This window comes from Glycomyces salinus (assembly GCF_016428645.1).
GTDB lineage: Bacteria > Actinomycetota > Actinomycetes > Mycobacteriales > Micromonosporaceae > Glycomyces > Glycomyces salinus.
Genome location: NZ_JAELXW010000026.1, coordinates 1 through 17,544 on the forward strand (window position 1 = coordinate 1; position 17,544 = coordinate 17,544).

Consider the following 17,544-nt stretch of genomic DNA (forward strand, 5'->3'; position numbering starts at 1 on the left):
GAGGCCGCCTGGGCCGCCGCACGCGCCGCCCGAGCCCAAGCGCGAGCCAGATTCACCGCCGAAGGGACCGGACCGGCGCCCGGCCTTGAAGATGAATCCGCGTCGCCACTCGAACCCGCTTGCACCACCAGCGATCCGGGACCACCGCCCTTCTTAGGACGCCCGCTGCGGGAGGTACCCGCAGCGGGGGACCGCACACCAGAGACTCCAGCCCGAACCCCACCGGAGGTCGGGCCCCCTGTCGCGCCCGGCCCCGACACACCAACCCCAGCCCCCGCGCACCTCGTTGTCGCCGCCCGATTGCACCCGGGCTCTTGCCTTAGCCACCCTGCCCTACCGACAGGGAGTGGGTAACCAATACCGCGCTCCAGCCCGAACCCCCAGAGCGGAGTCGGGCCCCTCGTCATGCCAGATTCCGGCTACCGATCCCGAGCCGCCACCCACGGCTGGCCGTCGCTGAGCGGTTGGGCCTCGACCCGATTCGACCGAAAGACCGCACACCAAGCCCCGTCCGCCACACACTTCGCTGTCGCTGACCGGTTGAAGACTGACCCCATCGGACACCGCAGCCGAAGACCGAACCCGAATCACTTCCGGCCTCGTGGTCGCATCTCGCCGGTGATGGAGTCGGTTCCTCTGGGGCGTCGACGCCGATCCGCTCGAGAGGGGTTGGGTACGGACCTTTGGGGCCCTCGAAAATCGAGTACCAATTGCCCCCACGGTGGAGGCGGCGCTTGGTGCTTACGTTAAGGGCCGGCGCTAGGGGCCGGCACTGGCGCCTGTTTGAGAAGCCACGGTTTCCTGTCGAGGATCATCGCGACCTGGACGGTGGCCTCTTGCCGGAGGGCGAGATTGTCGTATCGGGTCGCGTCAGCCCGAATCGATTGAGCCGGTTGAAATAACGCTCAACGGTGTTTCGGTCCTCGTGGGCTTCGCGGTCGGATGTTGGGGGCATGCCACCGGCCGGGCCCTTCGCCTGTCCGTTCCGCCGCTGATCCTTTTTCTCGGGGATCACCGCCTGGATGCCGTGCCTGCTCAGGTAGGCGCGGTTCCGGCGGGAGTCACAGGCCCGATCGGCCATGGCCCTGCGAGGTCGAGTACGGAGCCGACCCAGCCTGGGCCGGGGTACTCGTATTCGGTTCCAGCAGGGAACGGAACTGGGACTTTGCTGACATCCCCGGTCAAGCGGTCCGAGGCGCCGAGGAGGGTCATGAGCAGTATCAGCCAGATGCCCCCCAGTTGCCAAGTCCGGAAGAGCCAGTACACCGTCTCCCCGGGCTCGAATGCGGGCTCGGGAACGAACCGCCAGGGCTATCCGATGCGGACGCACCAGGCGATCCCGTCGAGCGGCACTCGCCGTGACCTGGCGACCGGCTGCCGGGTCGCCGCTGGCGTCGGGATCCGCTCGCGCAGGCGCTTCCACTTCTAGTCGGTGAGCGCTGCGTGAGCGGGTACCTCTGACACTTGGAGCCTCCAGTGTTCGGTTTCGTTGCAGCACAAAAAGCCAATTGGAGGCTCTCCCGCTCGTCAGGCACGGCCCAGATCCAGTTCAGACACGACGGCCCGCTTCGCGGCCTCGGCCACGATCAGGTCGGCGGTGTCCTCGGGCCGCTGCTCACCGGAGTCGAGCCACCAGCCGAGGCCGCCCAACTCGCGCCGCTGATTCTGTGCGAGCGGAGCGAAGTCGTAGTCGACCCGAGTCTGGGGGTCGCGCGTCTCATTCCGATGCCGGGCGACCTCCAAAGGCGGGCAGAGGACCACGAGCATCAGCGGCCGCGTCTTCTGGCGCTGGGCGAAGAGCTCGAGCTCGGCGCGAGTCTCGATGATGTGGTCGACCACCGGGGTATAGCCCGCCTCGGCGAAGTTGTCGGCCGTCGAGCACACGTTGATCGTGCGCAACTGCAGCTGGCGCTGCCCTTCGGGTCCGGGATTCCAGTTGCCGTCGGCATCGAGCATGTTCACCCAGCCGCTGACGAGCATCATCGCGAAGACGTCGCCGTCGAGGCGGGCGGCGCGGGGCAGGCGCTCGGCGACGAGCCGGGACACGGTCGTCTTCCCTGCGCCGGGTGTACCGGTGATGAGCAGGCAGCCGGGAAGGGTGTCTGTATCGGTCACTGCGACAGTCTCTTCGAACCGAGATGAATCCGCAAGCGGCTTCTAAACTGGTGCTAGGGGTTGATCCATTCGGCGATGTAGATCAGGCTCGCGGCCGACAGGCCCAGGACCGCCATGGTCACCACCGCCGCGGCCAAGAGGCGCAACGGCATCTGGGTCCAGTCCGGTCCGAGTTGGCGGCGCTGGACCGGCATGCTGCGGGAGGTCGTGATGTCCGGTTGAGCGGCCTGCTCGGCGGCGGGCGCCTCCGGCTCGGGCTCGGGTTTCGGCATGAAGCGGGGGAGCAGCTGCGTGTCGCCCTTGACGCCGAGCGGGTCCGGGGCCGCGGCGCGGTCGACCTGGACCGACACGGGGCCTACCGAGCCGCGCCGGCCGTTGCCGACGCGGATCTCCCCGGTCGCGTCCTGCCAGCCCTGCCGCAGGCTCGGATCGGGCCGGCCGTGCCGCCCCGCGGGCTCGACCGGTCCCGGACTCCGCCGCGCGTCCGGGTCCGCCTGGAGGTCGATCTGCACCGTGCCGAATTCGCCGGTGCCCTTGACCCCGTTGCCGACCTGCGGCAGCTCGTTCGTGGTCGGATGCGAAGGATCGCCGTAACTGGGGCCCCACCCGTAGCTCATCCGCTACTCCTCGACGCTCGACTCGATTCGATCAAGGTGCTCTTCCATATCCGCGATCTCGGTGCGCTGCACCTGCACCATCCGCGTGGCCGCGTCGACCACGGTCGGGTCGTCGCCGAGCTCGAGGTAGACCTCGGCCATCTCGATCCCGCCGATGTGGTGCTCGATCATCATGTTCGCGAACATGATGTCCGCCTCGGTCCCGGTGAGCGTCTTGAACTCGTTCATCTCCTCGAGGGTCGCCATGCCGGCCATGAGACCGTCGCCCTCGAGGATGTCGGCGGCGTGGTCCTCGTCGGCCCAGCCCATCAGGTCGCCGGTGGTCATCTGGACGTCCCAGCGCACCAGCCACGAGCGCATCATCCCGATCTCGGCGCTCTGGGCCGTGGCGATGTCGTAGGCGATCGCGCGCATCGCCTCGTCCTGGCCGTTCTGCCACTCGTACATGGCCATCTCGACGGCCTGCTGGTGGTGGGTCTGCATGTCGCGAGCGAACCCGGCCTCGGGGGAGTCGTCCCCCGGGGTGGCCGAACCGGCCACCCAGCCGATCGCGACTCCTCCTGCGAGCATGAGCACCGCCGCGACCGCGATCAGCACGGCCGGCCTGCGCCACAGGTTCATTCGGTCTACCCTCCGGTGGGGGCGGTGTCAGCGGTGGTGGTCGAGACGCCGCCGGAGCAGGTCGCGTTCATCTCGGCCAGGTTGTCGCTGTTCTGGATCGCGAAGTTCAGGTACTCGTCGATCGTAGAGTCCGAAGGGTCGTCGGTCTGGTATTGAGTGCCCCACGCCTGGAGGGAAACGGCGGAACTCTGACCGGGATAGGGGCTCATGAAGCTGTAGTCGCGGCCCTCGATCTTGTCGCTCAGCGACGCGATCTCGTCCTCGCTGAGCGCCTCGGGGTCGTAGGTCAGCCAGACTGCGCCGTGCTCGAGGGAGTGGACGGCGTTGCCGTTCTCGACCGGGGCGTCGTAGACGATTCCGGTGCACGTCTGCCACTGGCTCAGGTGGTTCCCGCCGGCCGGGGGGTCGAGGTCGTAGGTCGGCATGGTGCCGTCCCAGTCCTCGGCGGCGTCGACGTGGTTCTGCTCCACGACCCAGGGGCTGTCCAGGTCCTCCTCGGTGACCTCGCCGTCGGAGATGGCGGTCTGGACTTCCTGGTAGCTCCCGTAGGGCTCGTAGAAGCTGGTGATGCCCGACGGCGGCTGGCCGCGGTCCCACACGACGAACGCGGCGGCCCCGATCAGCCCGAGGGCGACCACGCCGACGACGGAGAAGGTGATGATCATGCCCCAGGGCTTGGGCTGCTTGACCTGGACCGCGCGAGTCGTGCGGCCCGAGTTCTGCCGGTCCTTGAACGCCTTCGGCTGCTGCTTTTTCTTCTTCGATGACATGTCGCGCGGATAGCCTTATTCGTCGAGTGCGGGATGGACGGGCGGATTGCCGGGTTCGACCCAGTGAATCTCACTCGCGTACGTCACCATACCCCGTCGCCCTCAGACGCCTACGGCCAGAGAGCTCCGGATCACGCCGCCCGGCGGGCCACACCAGCGTTTATCACTCGCAGGTGCGAAAGCGCGGCGTCTACGATTGGCGGGTGACTCCTGAGACGCTCGCAGAGAAAGTGCTGTCCGCAACGCGCGCCGCATTCGAGGCCCTCGACCTCGACACAGCCGCCCTGCCCCCGCAGGCGACCTTGGAGCGACCCAGGAACCCCGAGCACGGGGACTACGCCTCCACGATCGCGCTCCAGGTGGCCAAGAAGGCCGGCACCAACCCGCGCACGCTCGCCCAGGAGATCGCCGGCGCCCTCGGCGAGGCCGAAGGCGTCGCCAAGGTCGACATCGCCGGGCCGGGCTTCCTCAACATCACCGTCGAGGCCGCCGCCGCCGGGCAGATCGCCCAGCGGATCGTGGCCGCCGGGACCACCTACGGCTACAACGAGTCGATGGAGGGCCAGGAGGTGAACCTCGAGTTCGTCTCGGCCAACCCGACCGGCCCGATACACGCCGGCGGCACCCGCTGGGCCGCCATCGGCGACGCCCTCGCCCGCGTCATGCGCGCCTCGGGCGCGAAGGTCACCTCCGAGTACTACGTCAACGACGCCGGCGCCCAGGTCGACAACTTCGCCGCCTCCCTGCTCGCCCGCGCCAAGGGCGAGGCGGTCCCTGAGAACGGCTACGTGGGCGCCTACGTCGACGAGATCGCGGCCCGCGTCATCGAGCGGCACCCGGACTCGCTCGACGCCGAGGACCCGTTCGGGATCTTCCGGACCGAGGGCCTCCGGCTCATGCTCGAGGAGATCAAGGGCACGCTCACCGACTTCGGCACCCACTTCGACGTGTACTTCAGCGAGCAGGACCTGCACAGCAGCGGCGAGCTCGACGCCGCCGTCGACCGGCTCTCCCAGCTCGGCCACGTCTACGAGGCCGAGGACGCCGTCTGGCTGCGCACGACCGAGTTCGGCGACGACCGCGATCGGGTGCTCAAACGGCGTGACGGCGCCTGGACCTACTTCGCCTCCGACTGCGCCTATTACCTGAACAAGCGCCAGCGCGGCTTCGACAAGCTCGTGCTCATGCTCGGCGCCGACCACCACGGCTACGTGGGCCGCATGCAGGCGATCAGCCAGGCGTACGGGGACGAGCCGGGCACGCTGGAGATCCTCATCGGCCAGTTCGTGAACCTGATGCGCGACGGCGAGCCGATCCGTCTGTCCAAGCGGGCCGGGAACGTGGTCACGCTCAACGACGTGGTCGACGCGATCGGCGTCGACGCCACCCGCTACGCGCTCACCCGCTACTCGGCCGACAGCCCGATCGACCTCGACATCGACCTGTGGACCAAGCACGGCAACGACAACCCGGTCTACTACGTGCAGTACGCGCACGCCCGCATCGCCGGAGTCCTGCGCAACGCCGCCGAACTGGGCATCGACAAGGGCGAGCAGTACGACGCCGCGCTCCTGTCGCACCCGAGGGAAGGCGACCTGCTCAAGGCACTCGCCGAGTTCCCGGCGACCGTCGCCGCCGCCGCCGAGCTGCGCGAACCGCACCGCGTCGCCCGCTACGCCGAGGACCTGGCCGCGTCCTACCACCGCTTCTACAACGATTGCCGCGTCCTGCCCTACCCCGGCGAGGAGATGACCGACACCGGCCGGGCCCGCCTGTGGCTGGTCGAGGCCACCCGCGTCGTCCTCGCCAACGCGCTCGGCATGCTCGGCGTCGCGGCCCCGGAGCGGATGTAATGCACATTCACGAAGCCGGTGCCATGCACGGCGACTTCGCCTCCCTGCGCCCCGGCTGGCTGGGCGTGCCCGACGACGTCAACGCCCTGCTCCCGCGGCTGTGGGCCAACAACGTCGCCCGCTCCGACGACGGCGTGGTCCGCCTCGGCGGCCTGTCGGTCGCCGACCTGGCCGAGGAGTTCGGCACCCCCGCCTACGTCCTCGACGAGGACGACTTCCGCGCCCGCTGCCGCGCCTGGGCCGAGGCGTTCGACGGCGCCGACGTGTTCTACGCCGCCAAGGCATTCTGCTCCAAGGCGGTGCTCCGCGCCGCCGTCGAGGAGGGCCTGAACGTCGACGTTTGCACCGCCGGGGAGCTGGCCGTGGCCCTGGCCGCCGGGATCGAGCCCTACCGCCTCGGCTACCACGGCAACAACAAGTCCCCGGCCGAGCTGCGCCAGGCCATCGAGCTGCGCGTCGGCCGCATCGTCGCCGACTCCTACACCGAGATCGAGCGCATCGCCTCGATCGGCGCCGAACTCGGCATCCGGCCGCACGTGATGGTCCGCGTCAACGTCGGCGTCGAGGCCCACACGCACGAGTACATCGCCACCGCCCACGAGGACCAGAAGTTCGGGTTCTCACTGGCCGACGGCGACGCCTACGAGGCCGCCGGCCGCGTGGCCGCCTCCGAGCACATGTACCTGGCCGGGCTGCACTCCCACATCGGCTCCCAGATCTTCGACACCTCCGCCTTCGAGGTCTCGGCCGCTCGCCTGGTGCGACTGTTCGCCAGGCTCCAGGAAGAGATCGACGAGCCCATGGCCGACCTCGACCTCGGCGGCGGCTTCGGCATGCCCTACACCAGCCAGGACGACCCGCAGCCCCCCGTCGACATCGCCGCCTCCCTGGGCAAGATCGTCCAGACCGAGTGCGCCGCGGCCGGGATCGGCGCCCCGCGCCTGTCGATCGAGCCCGGCCGCACCCTGATCGGCCCGGCCGTGTTCACCCTCTACGAGGTCGGCACGGTCAAGCCCGTGAAGCTGTCGGCGGGCGCCTCGCGCCTGTACGTCTCGGTCGACGGCGGCATGAGCGACAACATCCGACCCGCGCTCTACGACGCCTCCTACTCGGCGACGGTCGCCTCGCGCTCCTCCGAGGCGGCCCCGGCTCTGGCCCGAGTAGTGGGAAAGCATTGCGAAGCGGGCGACATTGTTGTTAAAGATGAGTTCCTACCCGCCGACGTCGCTCCGGGCGATCTGCTCGCCGTGCCGGGAACCGGCGCCTACTGCCGGTCCATGGGCTCGAACTACAACCACGTGCCCCGCCCGCCCGTCGTGGCGGTCCGCGGCGGACAGGCCCGCGTGATCCTCGCCCGCGAGACGGTCGACGACCTGCTGCGCCTCGACGTCGGATAGCACCAGTCACCTGCACTGAACTCGGAAGGTAACCAGCGATGAAACTCGCGCTACTCGGATGCGGCACCGTCGGCAGTGAAGTCGTGCGCCTCATGCGAACGCGCGGGGAAGAGCTGGCCGCCCGAGTAGGGGAGCCGGTCGAGATCGCCGGCATCGCCGTCAGACGGGCCGGGAGGGACCGCTCGCACCTGCCGGTCGACCCCTCGATCTTCACCACCGACGCGTTCGGCCTGATCAAACGCGACGACGTCGACATCGTCGTGGAGGTCGCCGGCGGCATCGAACCGGCCCGCAGCTGGATCCTCACCGCCCTCGGCGAGGGCAAGTCCGTGGTCACCGGCAACAAGGCCCTGTTGGCCGAGGACATGCCCGCGCTCGCGGCAGCGGCCAAGGCCGGCGGCGCGGACCTGTACTACGAGGCCGCCGCCGCGGCGGCAATCCCGCTGATGCGCCCGCTGCGCGAATCGCTGCACGGCGACACCATCAACCAGGTGCTCGGCATCGTCAACGGGACTACGAACTACATCCTCAGCCAGATGTCCCAGACAGGCGCCAGCTTCGGGGAGGCCTTGGCCGAGGCCACCGAGCTGGGCTACGCCGAGGCCGACCCGACCGCCGACATCGACGGCTACGACGCAGCGGCCAAGGCCGCGCTGATCGCTTCGCTGGCCTTCCACACTCACGTCGACCTCGGCGAGGTCCACCGGGAGGGCATCACGCAGGTCAGCCAGGCCGACATCGCCTCGGCCGCCACCGAAGGCCGCGTGGTGAAGTCCCTGTGCATCGCCACCCGCGAAGAGGACGGCGTCTCGGTGCGCGTCCACCCGGCGATGATCCCGGCGACCCATCCGCTGGCCAACGTCCACGGCGCCTACAACGCCGTCTTCGTCGAGGCCGAAGCGGCCGGGCGGCTCATGTTCTACGGCGCCGGTGCCGGAGGCACGGAATCGGCCTCGGCCGTGCTCGGCGATATCGTGGCCGTGGCGCGCAACAAGCGCGGCGGCATGACGGCGTTCCGGCCCGAGGCCGCCTACTCGGACCTACCGGTGAAACCCATCGGCGAGGCCCGCACCCGCTACCACGTCAGTCTCGACGTCGATGACGAGCCCGGCGTGCTCGCCCGCGTGGCGGCCACATTCGCCCACAACGGGGTCAGCCTCGCTACAGTCCATCAGTCCGGGCGGGGCGACGAAGCCCAGCTCGTAGTCGTCACCCACAGCGCCGCCGACCAGCAGTTGGCGGACACCGTAGAGGAACTCTCGAAGTTGGCCTCGGTCTTCAATGTCACCAGCGTCATGCGCGTCGAAGGAGAATAGGACATAATGTCCGAATCTGGCATGCCCACCATGCGCCCGGGATGGCGCGGACTGATCGAAGAGTTCAGAGACCGACTCCCGGTCACCGACGCCACCCCGGTGGTGACCCTCCAGGAAGGCGGCACGCCGCTGCTTCCCGCTCCCGTCCTGTCCGAGAAGACCGGCTGCGACGTCTACCTGAAGGTCGAAGGGCTCAACCCGACCGGCTCCTTCAAGGACCGCGGCATGACCCTGGCCGTCTCCAAGGCCGTCGAGGCGGGCTCCAAGGCCGTCATCTGCGCCTCCACCGGCAACACCTCGGCCTCGGCCGCGGCCTACGCCGCCCGCGCCGGGATCACCTGCGCCGTGCTCGTCCCGGCCGGGAAGATCGCCCTCGGCAAGCTCGCCCAGGCCCTCGTCCACGGCGCGAAGCTCCTCCAGCTCGACGGCAACTTCGACGACTGCCTAGCCATAGCCGACAAGCTCTCCCAGGACTACCCGGTCACCCTGGTCAACCACCTGAACGTCAACCGCATCCTCGGCCAGAAGACCGCCGCCTTCGAGGTCGTCTCCGTCCTCGGCGACGCCCCCGACATCCACTGCCTCCCGGTCGGCAACGCCGGGAACATCACCGCCTACTGGATGGGCTACAACGAGGACGCAGGCGAAGGGACGGCCACCAAGCGGCCCCGGATGCTCGGCGTCCAGGCCGCCGGGTCGGCCCCGATCGTCAACGGGCACGTCGTGGAGCACCCGCAGACCATCGCCACCGCCATCCGCATCGGCAACCCCGCCTCCTGGACCAAGGCGCTCGACGCCGAGAAGGAGTCCGGCGGGAAGATCATCGCCGCCACCGACCGCGAGATCCACTCCGCCTACATGCTCCTGGCCCGGAGCGAGGGCGTGTTCGTGGAGCTCGCCAGCGCCGCGTCCGTGGCCGGGCTGCTCAAGCAGGCCGAGTCCGGCTGGCTCGAGAGAGGGCAGACGGTGGTCTGCACGGTGACCGGCAACGGGCTCAAGGACCCCGACTGGGCCGTCTCCACCGCCCCGCAGCCCCAGACGGTCCCGGTCGACGTCGTCCAGACCGCGACCGCGCTCGGCCTATGAGCAGGTCCGCGACCGTCGCCGTCCCCGCGACCTCGGCCAATCTCGGCCCCGGCTTCGACTCCCTCGGGCTCGCGCTCGGCCTTTTCGACGAGGTCACCGCCGAGACCGTCGAGTTCGGCGTGCGGGTCGAGGTGACCGGCGAAGGCGCCGGCACCGTCGCCGCCGACGAGCGCCACCTGGTCGCCTCGTCCATGCTGCGCACCTTCGAGGCCCTCGGCGTCGCGGCGCCGGGGCTGCGCCTGAAGTGCCGCAACCGGATTCCCCATGCACGCGGCCTCGGCTCGTCCTCGGCCGCCATTGTGGCCGGAATCATGCTGGCCGACGAGCTGGCGGGAGGCGGGCTCACCCGCGCCCGGAAGCTGAAGCTGGCCAGCGAGATCGAGGGCCATCCGGACAATGTGGCCCCGTGCCTGCTGGGCGGCTTCACCATCGCCTACACCACAGAGGACGGCGCGAAGGCGGTCTCCGTGGAGCCCTCGCCGCGCCTGCACCCGTGGGTGTTCGTGCCCTCTGCCAAGGGGCTGACCGCCGAGGCGAGGGCCGCGCTGCCCGACGCCGTCCCCCATGCCGACGCGGTCTTCAACCTCTCGCGGGCCGCGCTCCTGGTCGAGGCCATCACCCGCAAGCCGTCCCGGCTGTTCGACGCGACCGAGGACCGGCTCCACCAATCCCAGCGGGCGGCGGGAATGCCGGAGAGCACCCGCTTGTTGGACCGATTGCGCACCGCCGGCATCGCGGCGGCCGTATCGGGAGCCGGGCCCACCGTAATAGCGCTTTGCGTCGACGGTGAGACCGCTCCGGTCGAATCCGAAGGCTTCTCTGCCATGCGTCTCGAGGTCGTCTCGGGGGCCGCAATCACCGCTACCAGCGCGGACTTATGGCTCGCGTGCGAGGCCGAGACCGGTTTGCGAGTGATCCGCGGGTCCGTTGGTAGGTGTGGGAATCATGCGCTACCATTCCCGGTAAGACGACCACCCGGTGTCGTGACTGCTTGAAGCCTTGATTATGCTTGTAGTCACAACAGCTGCGGCGCATCCAGCGCACGCCTGATCTCTGTATGGGTTTATTTCACCCTCAATCGTGGATTTGTGACTTTGCATAGCTCTAGCGTGACATGGCACAGTTCCGACTTCGCGCTCGTGAAGTTCCTGTGTAGCACCGGGGGCTCTGTATCCGGCTTGGATCGCAACCGGGGTGAACCCACGCACCAGCTGTTGCACCACAACCACCGCATCAGTGGATCGACGCGCGGTGGGCGAAGCGATGGCGGGACGCAAACCAGAACATCGGCATTGCGGCTATTTGAAAGAAGCGGGAACTCCTCGAAGATCCTTCGAACGAAGTTCACCGCCAGGGAAGGAATCCATTGAGCGACACCACCGGCACGACGTCGGACCGGAACAGTGCGGCGTCGGCTCCGGGCACTCTCCCGGAGACCAAGAAGCGTCGCCGGGCAGGAACCGGTTTGGCATCTCTGCTGATGCCCGAGCTCCAACAGATGGCGCAATCGCTCGGCATCACCGGCGTTGGCCGGATGCGCAAGAGCGAACTCATTGCGGCCATCCAGGAAAAGCAGGGAGGCGGCCCGGGGACCGGCGGTGCCAGCGCAGAACAGGAGGCCCCGCCAGTGCCTGACTCCGAACAATCATCGAACACCGAGACCGAAGCGGTCGTCCAAGAGGCGCCCGCGCCCGAACCGGCCGATAGCGCCGCGAGCGAGAGCGTCTCCGCGACTCGCCGCGCCACCCGCCCGGCGGGACCGCCGCAGCCGCGTCGTCGCAGCGACGACCGCGACCAGGCCAAGGACACCGGTTCCGAGGACGCCAAGGGCCCCGAGGCCCGGGACGACAAGTCGAACGGCTCCGAAGAGCCCGCTCCGGTCCGCCGTCGCCGCGTGCGCGGCGAGGGCCGCGCCGAGCAGGTCGAGACCGAGAGCGGCGAGACCGACAAGCCCGCAGAGAAGCGCGGCGACCAGCGGGACCAGCAACGGGACCAGCAGCGCGAGCAGCCCCGTGACCAGCAGCGCGACCAGCAGGGCGAGGGCAACGGCCGCCGCCGCAAGCGTCGCGACCGCTCCGACCGGCGCCGCAGCAACAACCGCGGCGACGACGTCGAGCGCAGCGGCAACCAGAACGACGAATCGCTCGTCCCGGTCGCCGGCATCCTCGACATCCTCGACAACTACGCGTTCATCCGCACCACCGGCTACCTGGCCGGCCCGGACGACGTCTACGTGTCGATGTCGCAGGTGCGCAAGTACCGGCTGCGCCGCGGCGACGCCATCACCGGCGCCGTCAAGCCCGGCCGCGGCGAGGAAGGCAACGGCGGCGGTGGCGGCGGCAAGCGCCGCGAGAAGTACAACCCGCTGGTGCGCCTCGACACCGTCAACGGCATGAGCCCCGACGACGCCAAGAGCAGGGACGAGTTCTACAAGCTCACTCCGCTCTACCCGCAGGAGCGACTGCGCCTGGAGACCGAGCCGAACAAGCTGACCACCCGCGTCGTCGACCTGGTGGCGCCGATCGGCAAGGGCCAGCGGGCCCTGATCGTCTCCCCGCCCAAGGCCGGCAAGACGATGGTGCTCCAGGCGATCGCCAACGCGATCACCACCAACAACCCGGAGTGCCACCTGATGGTGGTCCTGGCCGACGAGCGGCCCGAAGAGGTCACCGACATGCAGCGCTCGGTCAAGGGCGAGGTCATCGCCTCGACCTTCGACCGCCCGCCGTCGGACCACACCACGGTCGCCGAGCTGGCCATCGAGCGGGCCAAGCGCCTGGTCGAGCTGGGCCACGACGTGGTCGTGCTGCTCGACTCGATCACCCGCCTGGGCCGGGCGTACAACAACGCCTCGCCCGCCTCGGGTCGCATCCTGTCCGGCGGCATCGACTCGACCGCGCTGTACCCGCCCAAGCGCTTCCTGGGCGCGGCCCGGAACATCGAGCACGGCGGCTCGCTGACGATCATCGCCACCGCGCTGGTCGAGACCGGCTCCATGGGCGACACGGTCATCTTCGAGGAGTTCAAGGGCACCGGCAACGCCGAGCTCAAGCTGGACCGGAAGATCGCCGAGAAGCGCACCTGGCCGGCCATCGACGTCCACCAGTCGAGCACCCGCAAGGACGAGCTCATGATGAGCTCCGAGGAGCAGGCGGTGATGCTCAAGCTCCGCCGGGTCCTGGCGGGCCTGGAGTCGCAGCAGGCGATCGAGGTCCTGCTGGACCGGCTGAAGAAGACGCAGACCAACGCCGAGTTCCTGATGTCGATCGTGAAGCAGACCGCTCCCGGAGGCGAGTAGCCCGGCCGCCGGCGAGGCCGCGCTTTCTGAGAGCGGCCTCACGGCTTATCATCGAATGCTGGTGCGCAGGTCGCGCACGGAGATAGTCCAACGGTTCCGAACCCTTCGGGGCCCGATGCGGTACCGGTTCACGGCCCGTCCGAACTCGCGAGGCTCGCGAGTGATCGGCCCGGCCGACCCGGCGACCGAAAGAAAGGGAAACAGATGAAGCAGGGTATCCACCCTGAGTACGTCGTCACGGAGGTGACCTGCTCCTGCGGGAACAGCTTCACCACCCGCTCGACGGAGACCAGCGGCAAGATCCAGGCCGCGACCTGCAACAAGTGCCACCCGTTCTACACGGGCAAGCAGCGCATCCTCGACACCGGCGGACGCGTGGCCAAGTTCAAGGCCCGCTACGCCAAGGCCCAGGGGAAGGCCGAGGCGAACCAGTAGCTTGGCGGTGCAGCGTCCGTGTCTTCGGCACGGGCGCTGCACCTTTTCGTATCCGCCTCAGCCGTCCTGCCCCAAAGGGAGCACCGCACCATGACCACCGCCGCCGACAACCGACTGGCGTCCCTGCTGGCCGAGTACGCCGATCTCGAGGCCCAGATGGGCGACCCCGCACTGCACGCCGACCAGGTGCAGGCCAAGCGCGTCGGCCGCCGCTACGCCGAGCTGACCCCGGTCGCCAAGACGGCCGCCGAGATCGCCTCCGCCAAGGAGGACCTCGAGACCGCCGAGGAGCTGGCGAGCGAGGACCCCGACTTCGGCGAGGAGGTCGAGCGGCTCCGCAAGGTCATCCCCGAACTGGAGTCGAAGCTCGCCGAGCTGCTGATCCCGCGCGACCCCGACGACTCCAAGGACGTGATCATCGAGATCAAGGCCGGGGCCGGCGGCGAGGAGTCCGGGCTGTTCGCCGGTGACCTCATGCGCATGTACCAGCGCTACTTCGAGCACCACGGCTGGACCGTGGAGACCCTCGAGATGGTCCCCACCGACCTGGGTGGGATCAAGGACTCCTCGATCGCCGTGCGCACCAAGGGCACGCCCGAGGGCGGCAACGGCGTGTGGTCCCGCATGAAGTTCGAGGGCGGCGTCCACCGGGTCCAGCGCGTCCCGGTCACCGAGTCCCAGGGCCGCGTCCACACCTCGGCCGCGGCCGTGGTGGTCATGCCCGAGGCCGAAGAGGTCGACGTCGAACTCAACATGCACGAGGTCCGCGTGGACGTCTACCGCTCCTCGGGCCCCGGCGGGCAGTCGGTCAACACCACCGACTCGGCCGTGCGGCTCACCCACGAGCCCACCGGCATCGTCGTCACCTCGCAGAATGAGAAGAGCCAGCTCCAGAACAAGGAGGCGGCCCTCCGCGTCCTGCGCGCCAGGCTCCTGGCCAAGCAGCAGGAGGAGGCCGAGGCCGCCGCCGGAGCGGCCCGCCGCTCCCAGGTGCGCACCGCCGACCGCTCCGAGCGGATCCGCACCTACAACTTCCCGCAGAATCGGATCACCGACCACCGCATCGGATACACCGCCTACAACCTCGACCACGTCATGAACGGCGAGCTCGAGGAACTGCTGGACGCCCTCGCCGCGGCCGACCGCGCCGAGCGTATGGCCGGAGGGCAGTCGTGAGCCGGCGAACGGACCAAGGGTGGGCCCATGAGCATCGGTGACTGGCCGCGGCTGGTCGAGATCGCCGCGCGCCGCCTCGCCGACGCCGGCGTGGCCTCCCCGCGCGTCGACGCCGAACTGCTCGCCGCCCACATCTCCGGGCTCGAGCGCAGCCGGCTCCTGGCCGCCGACGCTCCCACGCCCGACCAGGCCGCGGAGTTCGACGCCCTCGTCGAGCGCCGCCGCGAACGAGTCCCGCTCCAGCACCTGACCGGCTCCGCCCCGTTCCGCTACGGCGAGATCGCCGTCGGACCCGGCGTGTTCGTGCCCCGCCCCGAGACCGAACTGCTGGTCGACTGGGCCCTGGAGCACCTGCCGCAGGGCGGGCTGGTGATCGACGCCTGCTCCGGCTCCGGCGCGATCGCCCACGCACTGGCCACCGAGCGGCCCGACGCGGACGTGTGGGCCGTCGAGATCTCACCGGACGCCTTCGAGTGGATGGAATCGAACCTCCAGGGCACCGGCGCGCACCCGGTCCTGGCCGACGCCGTGGCCGACGAGACCCTCGCCGAGCTCGACGGGACGGTCGACCTGGTCGTGGCCAACCCCCCGTACGTGCCCATGGAGATGGAAGTGACGCCTGAAGTCAAGTTCGACCCCTCCCGAGCGGTCTACGCCTCCGGGGCCGGACTGGGCGTCATCCAGCCCCTCACCTCCCGCGCCGCCCGCTGGCTCAAGCCCGGCGGCTGGTTCGGCTTCGAACACGACGACTCCCACAGCCGGGCCGCCCCCGACCTCCTGCGCGTCGCCGGTTTCACCGATGCGACCGACCACAGGGACCTGGCGGGCCGACCGCGCTATTCCACCGGAAGGCTAGGCTTGACGCCGTGAGGCTGTTCAACTGCAGGAAGATCAAGGACCGTGCCACCGGGCTCAAGTCGGCCGGCAGGTCGGTCAACAGCGGCAAGCTCGTGGTGATCCCCACCGACACCGTCTACGGGATCGGCTGCGACGCGTTCGACCACAAGGCCGTACGCGCACTGCTGGCGGCCAAGGGCCGGGGGCGCGACATGGCGCCACCGGTGCTCATCGGCTCCAAGCGCGCTCTCGACGGCATCGCCTCCGACATCTCCGGCGAGGCCAAGGAGCTCATCGACGCGTTCTGGCCCGGGCCGCTGACCGTCGTCGTCCCCTACAACCCGACCCTGACCTGGGACCTCGGCGACACTGACGGCACGGTCGCGGTGCGCATGCCGCTGCATCCGCTGGCGCTCGAACTGCTCAAGGAGACCGGCCCGATGGCCGTGTCCTCGGCCAACAAGCACGGCCAGCCCCCGGCCGCGACCGCCGCCGACGCCAAGGCCCAGCTCGGCTCCGAAGTCTCGGTCTACCTCGAGGCCGGGCCCAGCGAGATGAACGTCCCCTCCACGATCGTCGACTGCACCGCCGAGCCTCCGCAGGTCCTGCGCGAAGGGGCGCTGACGGTCGAGCAGATCCGCAAGGTCGTCCCCGGCGTCCTCGACGCCGACGGCTACGGACCCGACGAGGAGCCCCACGCCGAGGTCGCCGACGAAGAGGAGTTCGGAGGCGAGGGCGGATGAGCGGGCCGTTCAGCGTCCTCCACGTGTGCACCGGCAACATCTGCCGCTCTCCGATGTCCGAGCGGATCCTCGACGGGCTCACCGGAGACGAGGTGTTCAACCACGGCGCGGGCACCGGGAACTGGCACCAGGGCGAGGACATGCAGACCAATTCGCGCCTGGAGCTGGCCGATCGCGGCTTCGACGCCGACGGGCACCGCGCCCGCCAGATCGAGCGCGCCCACGTCGAGTCCTCCGACCTGATCCTGGTCGCCACCGGCGGCCACCTCGAGTACATCGCCGACCGCTTCCCCGACGCCCGCGACAGGACCTTCCTGGTGCGCCAGTTCGGCCGGATCGCCGCCAGCATAGCCTCCGAGCTCGGTGACGGCGACGCGGCCGCGCGGGGCCGGGCCCTGGTGGAGAAGGCCGCGAAGCTGCGCGGCGAGTACCTGGCGCCCGACCTGTCCGACCCGTGGGGAATGGACCGGGGCGTCTACGCCGAGATCGCCGACCAGCTCGTCGAGGCCCTCGAACCGGTCGCTGAGGCGCTGGAGGAGAGCTGATGCGGGCCGCTCGCGGGTTCCTGAGGCCCTGCTTCGCCGTCGCCGGAGCGGCGGTCGTCGTGGCGGCGGTCGCCGGTGCTCTGCTCGGCGGTGTGGACGGCGCGACCGGAGCTCCGGCGGGCGTCGCGCTCGCCGCTCTCGGTTTCACCGGTTCGGTGTGGGCGATCGCCGGAGCGGAAAAGATTGATATACGTCTCACTCTCCCGGTGGCCTTGGTCACGTACGTGTTCAAGCTCATGCTGTTCGCGATCGTGCTCGGAATCGTCGAGGCGAGTCCCTGGGACGCGCTGCTGCCGATGGGTTTCGGAGTCATCGGCGGCGCGATCGCGTGGCTCGCCACTCAAGCAATCTGGTTGTATCGGGCTAAAATCCCCTATATCGAACTCGAAAACGGCGCCTGAACGCCTCGCGCGACATGTTTCATTGAGGTTGACAAACCCTCACCGACGCTGCTCACCTGCGCGAGCCCGGCGGGCGCTTACGGCGCACTTCCTGTTAGAGTTCATCCCGACATGGCCGACAGGAATTCCCCCGATGACCACAAGTCCGAGTCCAACGGTTCAGATGCGGGCTACCGTGCTTTGGGATATCTCTTGTCCGGCATCATCTTCTGGGGTGGTGTCGGCTATCTCGTCGACCTGTGGCTCGGACTGCCCAAAGTCGGGCTCCTGGTAGGGATGCTTGTCGGTGCTGCAGCAGGTATGTACCTGCTGATCAAGCAGATGTCGAACTAAT

The 17,544-nt window shown here is 69.2% G+C and carries 18 protein-coding genes; 14 read left to right on the forward strand and 4 right to left on the reverse strand.

What is annotated here, in order from left to right; all coding sequences use genetic code 11:
- Positions 1–1,210 precede the first annotated feature (1,210 nt).
- On the forward strand, positions 1,211–1,429 hold the full coding sequence (locus JFB92_RS09995; protein ID WP_199037653.1) for a hypothetical protein: 219 nt from the start codon (positions 1,211–1,213) through the stop codon (positions 1,427–1,429).
- A 98-nt stretch (positions 1,430–1,527) separates the two neighbouring features.
- Here the strand turns inward: JFB92_RS09995 and JFB92_RS10000 are convergent, their stop codons facing one another.
- Genes JFB92_RS10000 through JFB92_RS10015 form a run of 4 tightly spaced genes read right to left on the reverse strand, consistent with a single transcriptional unit; the run spans position 1,528 to position 4,123 of the window.
- A complete protein-coding gene (locus JFB92_RS10000; RefSeq protein WP_199037655.1) occupies positions 1,528–2,115 on the reverse strand; it encodes an AAA family ATPase in 588 nt (195 codons plus the stop codon).
- A 53-nt stretch (positions 2,116–2,168) separates the two neighbouring features.
- On the reverse strand, positions 2,169–2,732 hold the full coding sequence (locus JFB92_RS10005; RefSeq protein WP_199037657.1) for a hypothetical protein: 564 nt from the start codon (positions 2,730–2,732) through the stop codon (positions 2,169–2,171).
- 3 nt (positions 2,733–2,735) lie between these two features.
- Positions 2,736–3,353: a DUF305 domain-containing protein gene (locus JFB92_RS10010; RefSeq protein WP_199037659.1), complete on the reverse strand. Its 618-nt coding sequence runs from the start codon at positions 3,351–3,353 to the stop codon at positions 2,736–2,738.
- A 5-nt stretch (positions 3,354–3,358) separates the two neighbouring features.
- On the reverse strand, positions 3,359–4,123 hold the full coding sequence (locus JFB92_RS10015) for a thioredoxin-like domain-containing protein (RefSeq protein WP_233162848.1): 765 nt from the start codon (positions 4,121–4,123) through the stop codon (positions 3,359–3,361).
- 203 nt (positions 4,124–4,326) lie between these two features.
- Here JFB92_RS10015 and argS point away from each other — a divergent pair, with 203 nt between their 5' ends.
- The 13 genes from argS to JFB92_RS10080 all read left to right on the forward strand — a co-directional run bounded on the left by argS (position 4,327) and on the right by JFB92_RS10080 (position 17,543).
- On the forward strand, positions 4,327–5,976 hold the full coding sequence (argS, locus tag JFB92_RS10020) for an arginine--tRNA ligase (RefSeq protein WP_199037661.1): 1,650 nt from the start codon (positions 4,327–4,329) through the stop codon (positions 5,974–5,976).
- Positions 5,976–7,373 carry a diaminopimelate decarboxylase gene (gene lysA / locus JFB92_RS10025; RefSeq protein ID WP_199037663.1) on the forward strand — a complete coding sequence of 466 codons (1,398 nt, stop codon included), beginning with the start codon at positions 5,976–5,978 and terminating at the stop codon, positions 7,371–7,373. Before argS ends, lysA begins: the two co-directional genes overlap by 1 nt.
- Positions 7,374–7,411: 38 nt before the next feature.
- Positions 7,412–8,689 carry a homoserine dehydrogenase gene (locus JFB92_RS10030; RefSeq protein ID WP_199037665.1) on the forward strand — a complete coding sequence of 426 codons (1,278 nt, stop codon included), beginning with the start codon at positions 7,412–7,414 and terminating at the stop codon, positions 8,687–8,689.
- Between the two features lie 30 nt (positions 8,690–8,719).
- Positions 8,720–9,775, forward strand: a complete 1,056-nt coding sequence (gene thrC, locus JFB92_RS10035) for a threonine synthase (protein WP_199037809.1) — start codon at positions 8,720–8,722, stop codon at positions 9,773–9,775.
- Complete coding sequence (gene thrB / locus JFB92_RS10040; RefSeq protein ID WP_199037667.1) at positions 9,772–10,770, forward strand: homoserine kinase; 999 nt, start codon at positions 9,772–9,774, stop codon at positions 10,768–10,770. Before thrC ends, thrB begins: the two co-directional genes overlap by 4 nt.
- A 470-nt stretch (positions 10,771–11,240) precedes the next feature.
- Complete coding sequence (gene rho / locus JFB92_RS10045) at positions 11,241–13,073, forward strand: transcription termination factor Rho (RefSeq protein WP_269847882.1); 1,833 nt, start codon at positions 11,241–11,243, stop codon at positions 13,071–13,073.
- Between the two features lie 204 nt (positions 13,074–13,277).
- Positions 13,278–13,508 carry a 50S ribosomal protein L31 gene (rpmE, locus tag JFB92_RS10050; protein ID WP_199037669.1) on the forward strand — a complete coding sequence of 77 codons (231 nt, stop codon included), beginning with the start codon at positions 13,278–13,280 and terminating at the stop codon, positions 13,506–13,508.
- Positions 13,509–13,598: 90 nt separating this feature from the next.
- Positions 13,599–14,684 (forward strand): peptide chain release factor 1, encoded by a 1,086-nt coding sequence (gene prfA / locus JFB92_RS10055; RefSeq protein ID WP_199037671.1) that lies wholly within the window; start codon positions 13,599–13,601, stop codon positions 14,682–14,684.
- Between the two features lie 27 nt (positions 14,685–14,711).
- On the forward strand, positions 14,712–15,554 hold the full coding sequence (gene prmC, locus JFB92_RS10060) for a peptide chain release factor N(5)-glutamine methyltransferase (RefSeq protein WP_199037673.1): 843 nt from the start codon (positions 14,712–14,714) through the stop codon (positions 15,552–15,554).
- Positions 15,551–16,264 carry an L-threonylcarbamoyladenylate synthase gene (locus JFB92_RS10065; protein ID WP_199037675.1) on the forward strand — a complete coding sequence of 238 codons (714 nt, stop codon included), beginning with the start codon at positions 15,551–15,553 and terminating at the stop codon, positions 16,262–16,264. Before prmC ends, JFB92_RS10065 begins: the two co-directional genes overlap by 4 nt.
- Positions 16,261–16,809, forward strand: a complete 549-nt coding sequence (locus JFB92_RS10070) for an arsenate reductase/protein-tyrosine-phosphatase family protein (RefSeq protein WP_199037677.1) — start codon at positions 16,261–16,263, stop codon at positions 16,807–16,809. Before JFB92_RS10065 ends, JFB92_RS10070 begins: the two co-directional genes overlap by 4 nt.
- The gene (locus JFB92_RS10075; RefSeq protein WP_199037679.1) at positions 16,809–17,210 is read left to right on the forward strand and encodes a Cg1360 family ATP-synthase-associated protein; all 402 of its coding nucleotides are present in this window, start codon (positions 16,809–16,811) and stop codon (positions 17,208–17,210) included. Before JFB92_RS10070 ends, JFB92_RS10075 begins: the two co-directional genes overlap by 1 nt.
- A 111-nt stretch (positions 17,211–17,321) precedes the next feature.
- Entirely contained in the window at positions 17,322–17,543 is a 222-nt protein-coding gene (locus JFB92_RS10080) for an AtpZ/AtpI family protein (protein ID WP_199037682.1), read from the forward strand.
- The last annotated feature ends 1 nt before the right edge of the window (position 17,544 follow it).

What these genes read in the sequence shown, in the direction of transcription:
- JFB92_RS09995 (WP_199037653.1), top strand. Translation starts at nt 1,211, where the DNA reads ATGAGCAGTATCAGCCAGATGCCCCCCAGTTGCCAAGTCCGGAAGAGC.
- JFB92_RS10005 (WP_199037657.1), bottom strand. Translation starts at nt 2,732, where the DNA reads ATGAGCTACGGGTGGGGCCCCAGTTACGGCGATCCTTCGCATCCGACC.
- JFB92_RS10010 (WP_199037659.1), bottom strand. Translation starts at nt 3,353, where the DNA reads ATGAACCTGTGGCGCAGGCCGGCCGTGCTGATCGCGGTCGCGGCGGTG.
- JFB92_RS10015 (WP_233162848.1), bottom strand. Translation starts at nt 4,123, where the DNA reads ATGTCATCGAAGAAGAAAAAGCAGCAGCCGAAGGCGTTCAAGGACCGG.
- lysA (WP_199037663.1), top strand. Translation starts at nt 5,976, where the DNA reads ATGCACATTCACGAAGCCGGTGCCATGCACGGCGACTTCGCCTCCCTG.
- JFB92_RS10030 (WP_199037665.1), top strand. Translation starts at nt 7,412, where the DNA reads ATGAAACTCGCGCTACTCGGATGCGGCACCGTCGGCAGTGAAGTCGTG.
- thrC (WP_199037809.1), top strand. Translation starts at nt 8,720, where the DNA reads ATGCGCCCGGGATGGCGCGGACTGATCGAAGAGTTCAGAGACCGACTC.
- thrB (WP_199037667.1), top strand. Translation starts at nt 9,772, where the DNA reads ATGAGCAGGTCCGCGACCGTCGCCGTCCCCGCGACCTCGGCCAATCTC.
- rpmE (WP_199037669.1), top strand. Translation starts at nt 13,278, where the DNA reads ATGAAGCAGGGTATCCACCCTGAGTACGTCGTCACGGAGGTGACCTGC.
- prfA (WP_199037671.1), top strand. Translation starts at nt 13,599, where the DNA reads ATGACCACCGCCGCCGACAACCGACTGGCGTCCCTGCTGGCCGAGTAC.
- prmC (WP_199037673.1), top strand. Translation starts at nt 14,712, where the DNA reads ATGAGCATCGGTGACTGGCCGCGGCTGGTCGAGATCGCCGCGCGCCGC.
- JFB92_RS10070 (WP_199037677.1), top strand. Translation starts at nt 16,261, where the DNA reads ATGAGCGGGCCGTTCAGCGTCCTCCACGTGTGCACCGGCAACATCTGC.
- JFB92_RS10075 (WP_199037679.1), top strand. Translation starts at nt 16,809, where the DNA reads ATGCGGGCCGCTCGCGGGTTCCTGAGGCCCTGCTTCGCCGTCGCCGGA.
- JFB92_RS10080 (WP_199037682.1), top strand. Translation starts at nt 17,322, where the DNA reads ATGGCCGACAGGAATTCCCCCGATGACCACAAGTCCGAGTCCAACGGT.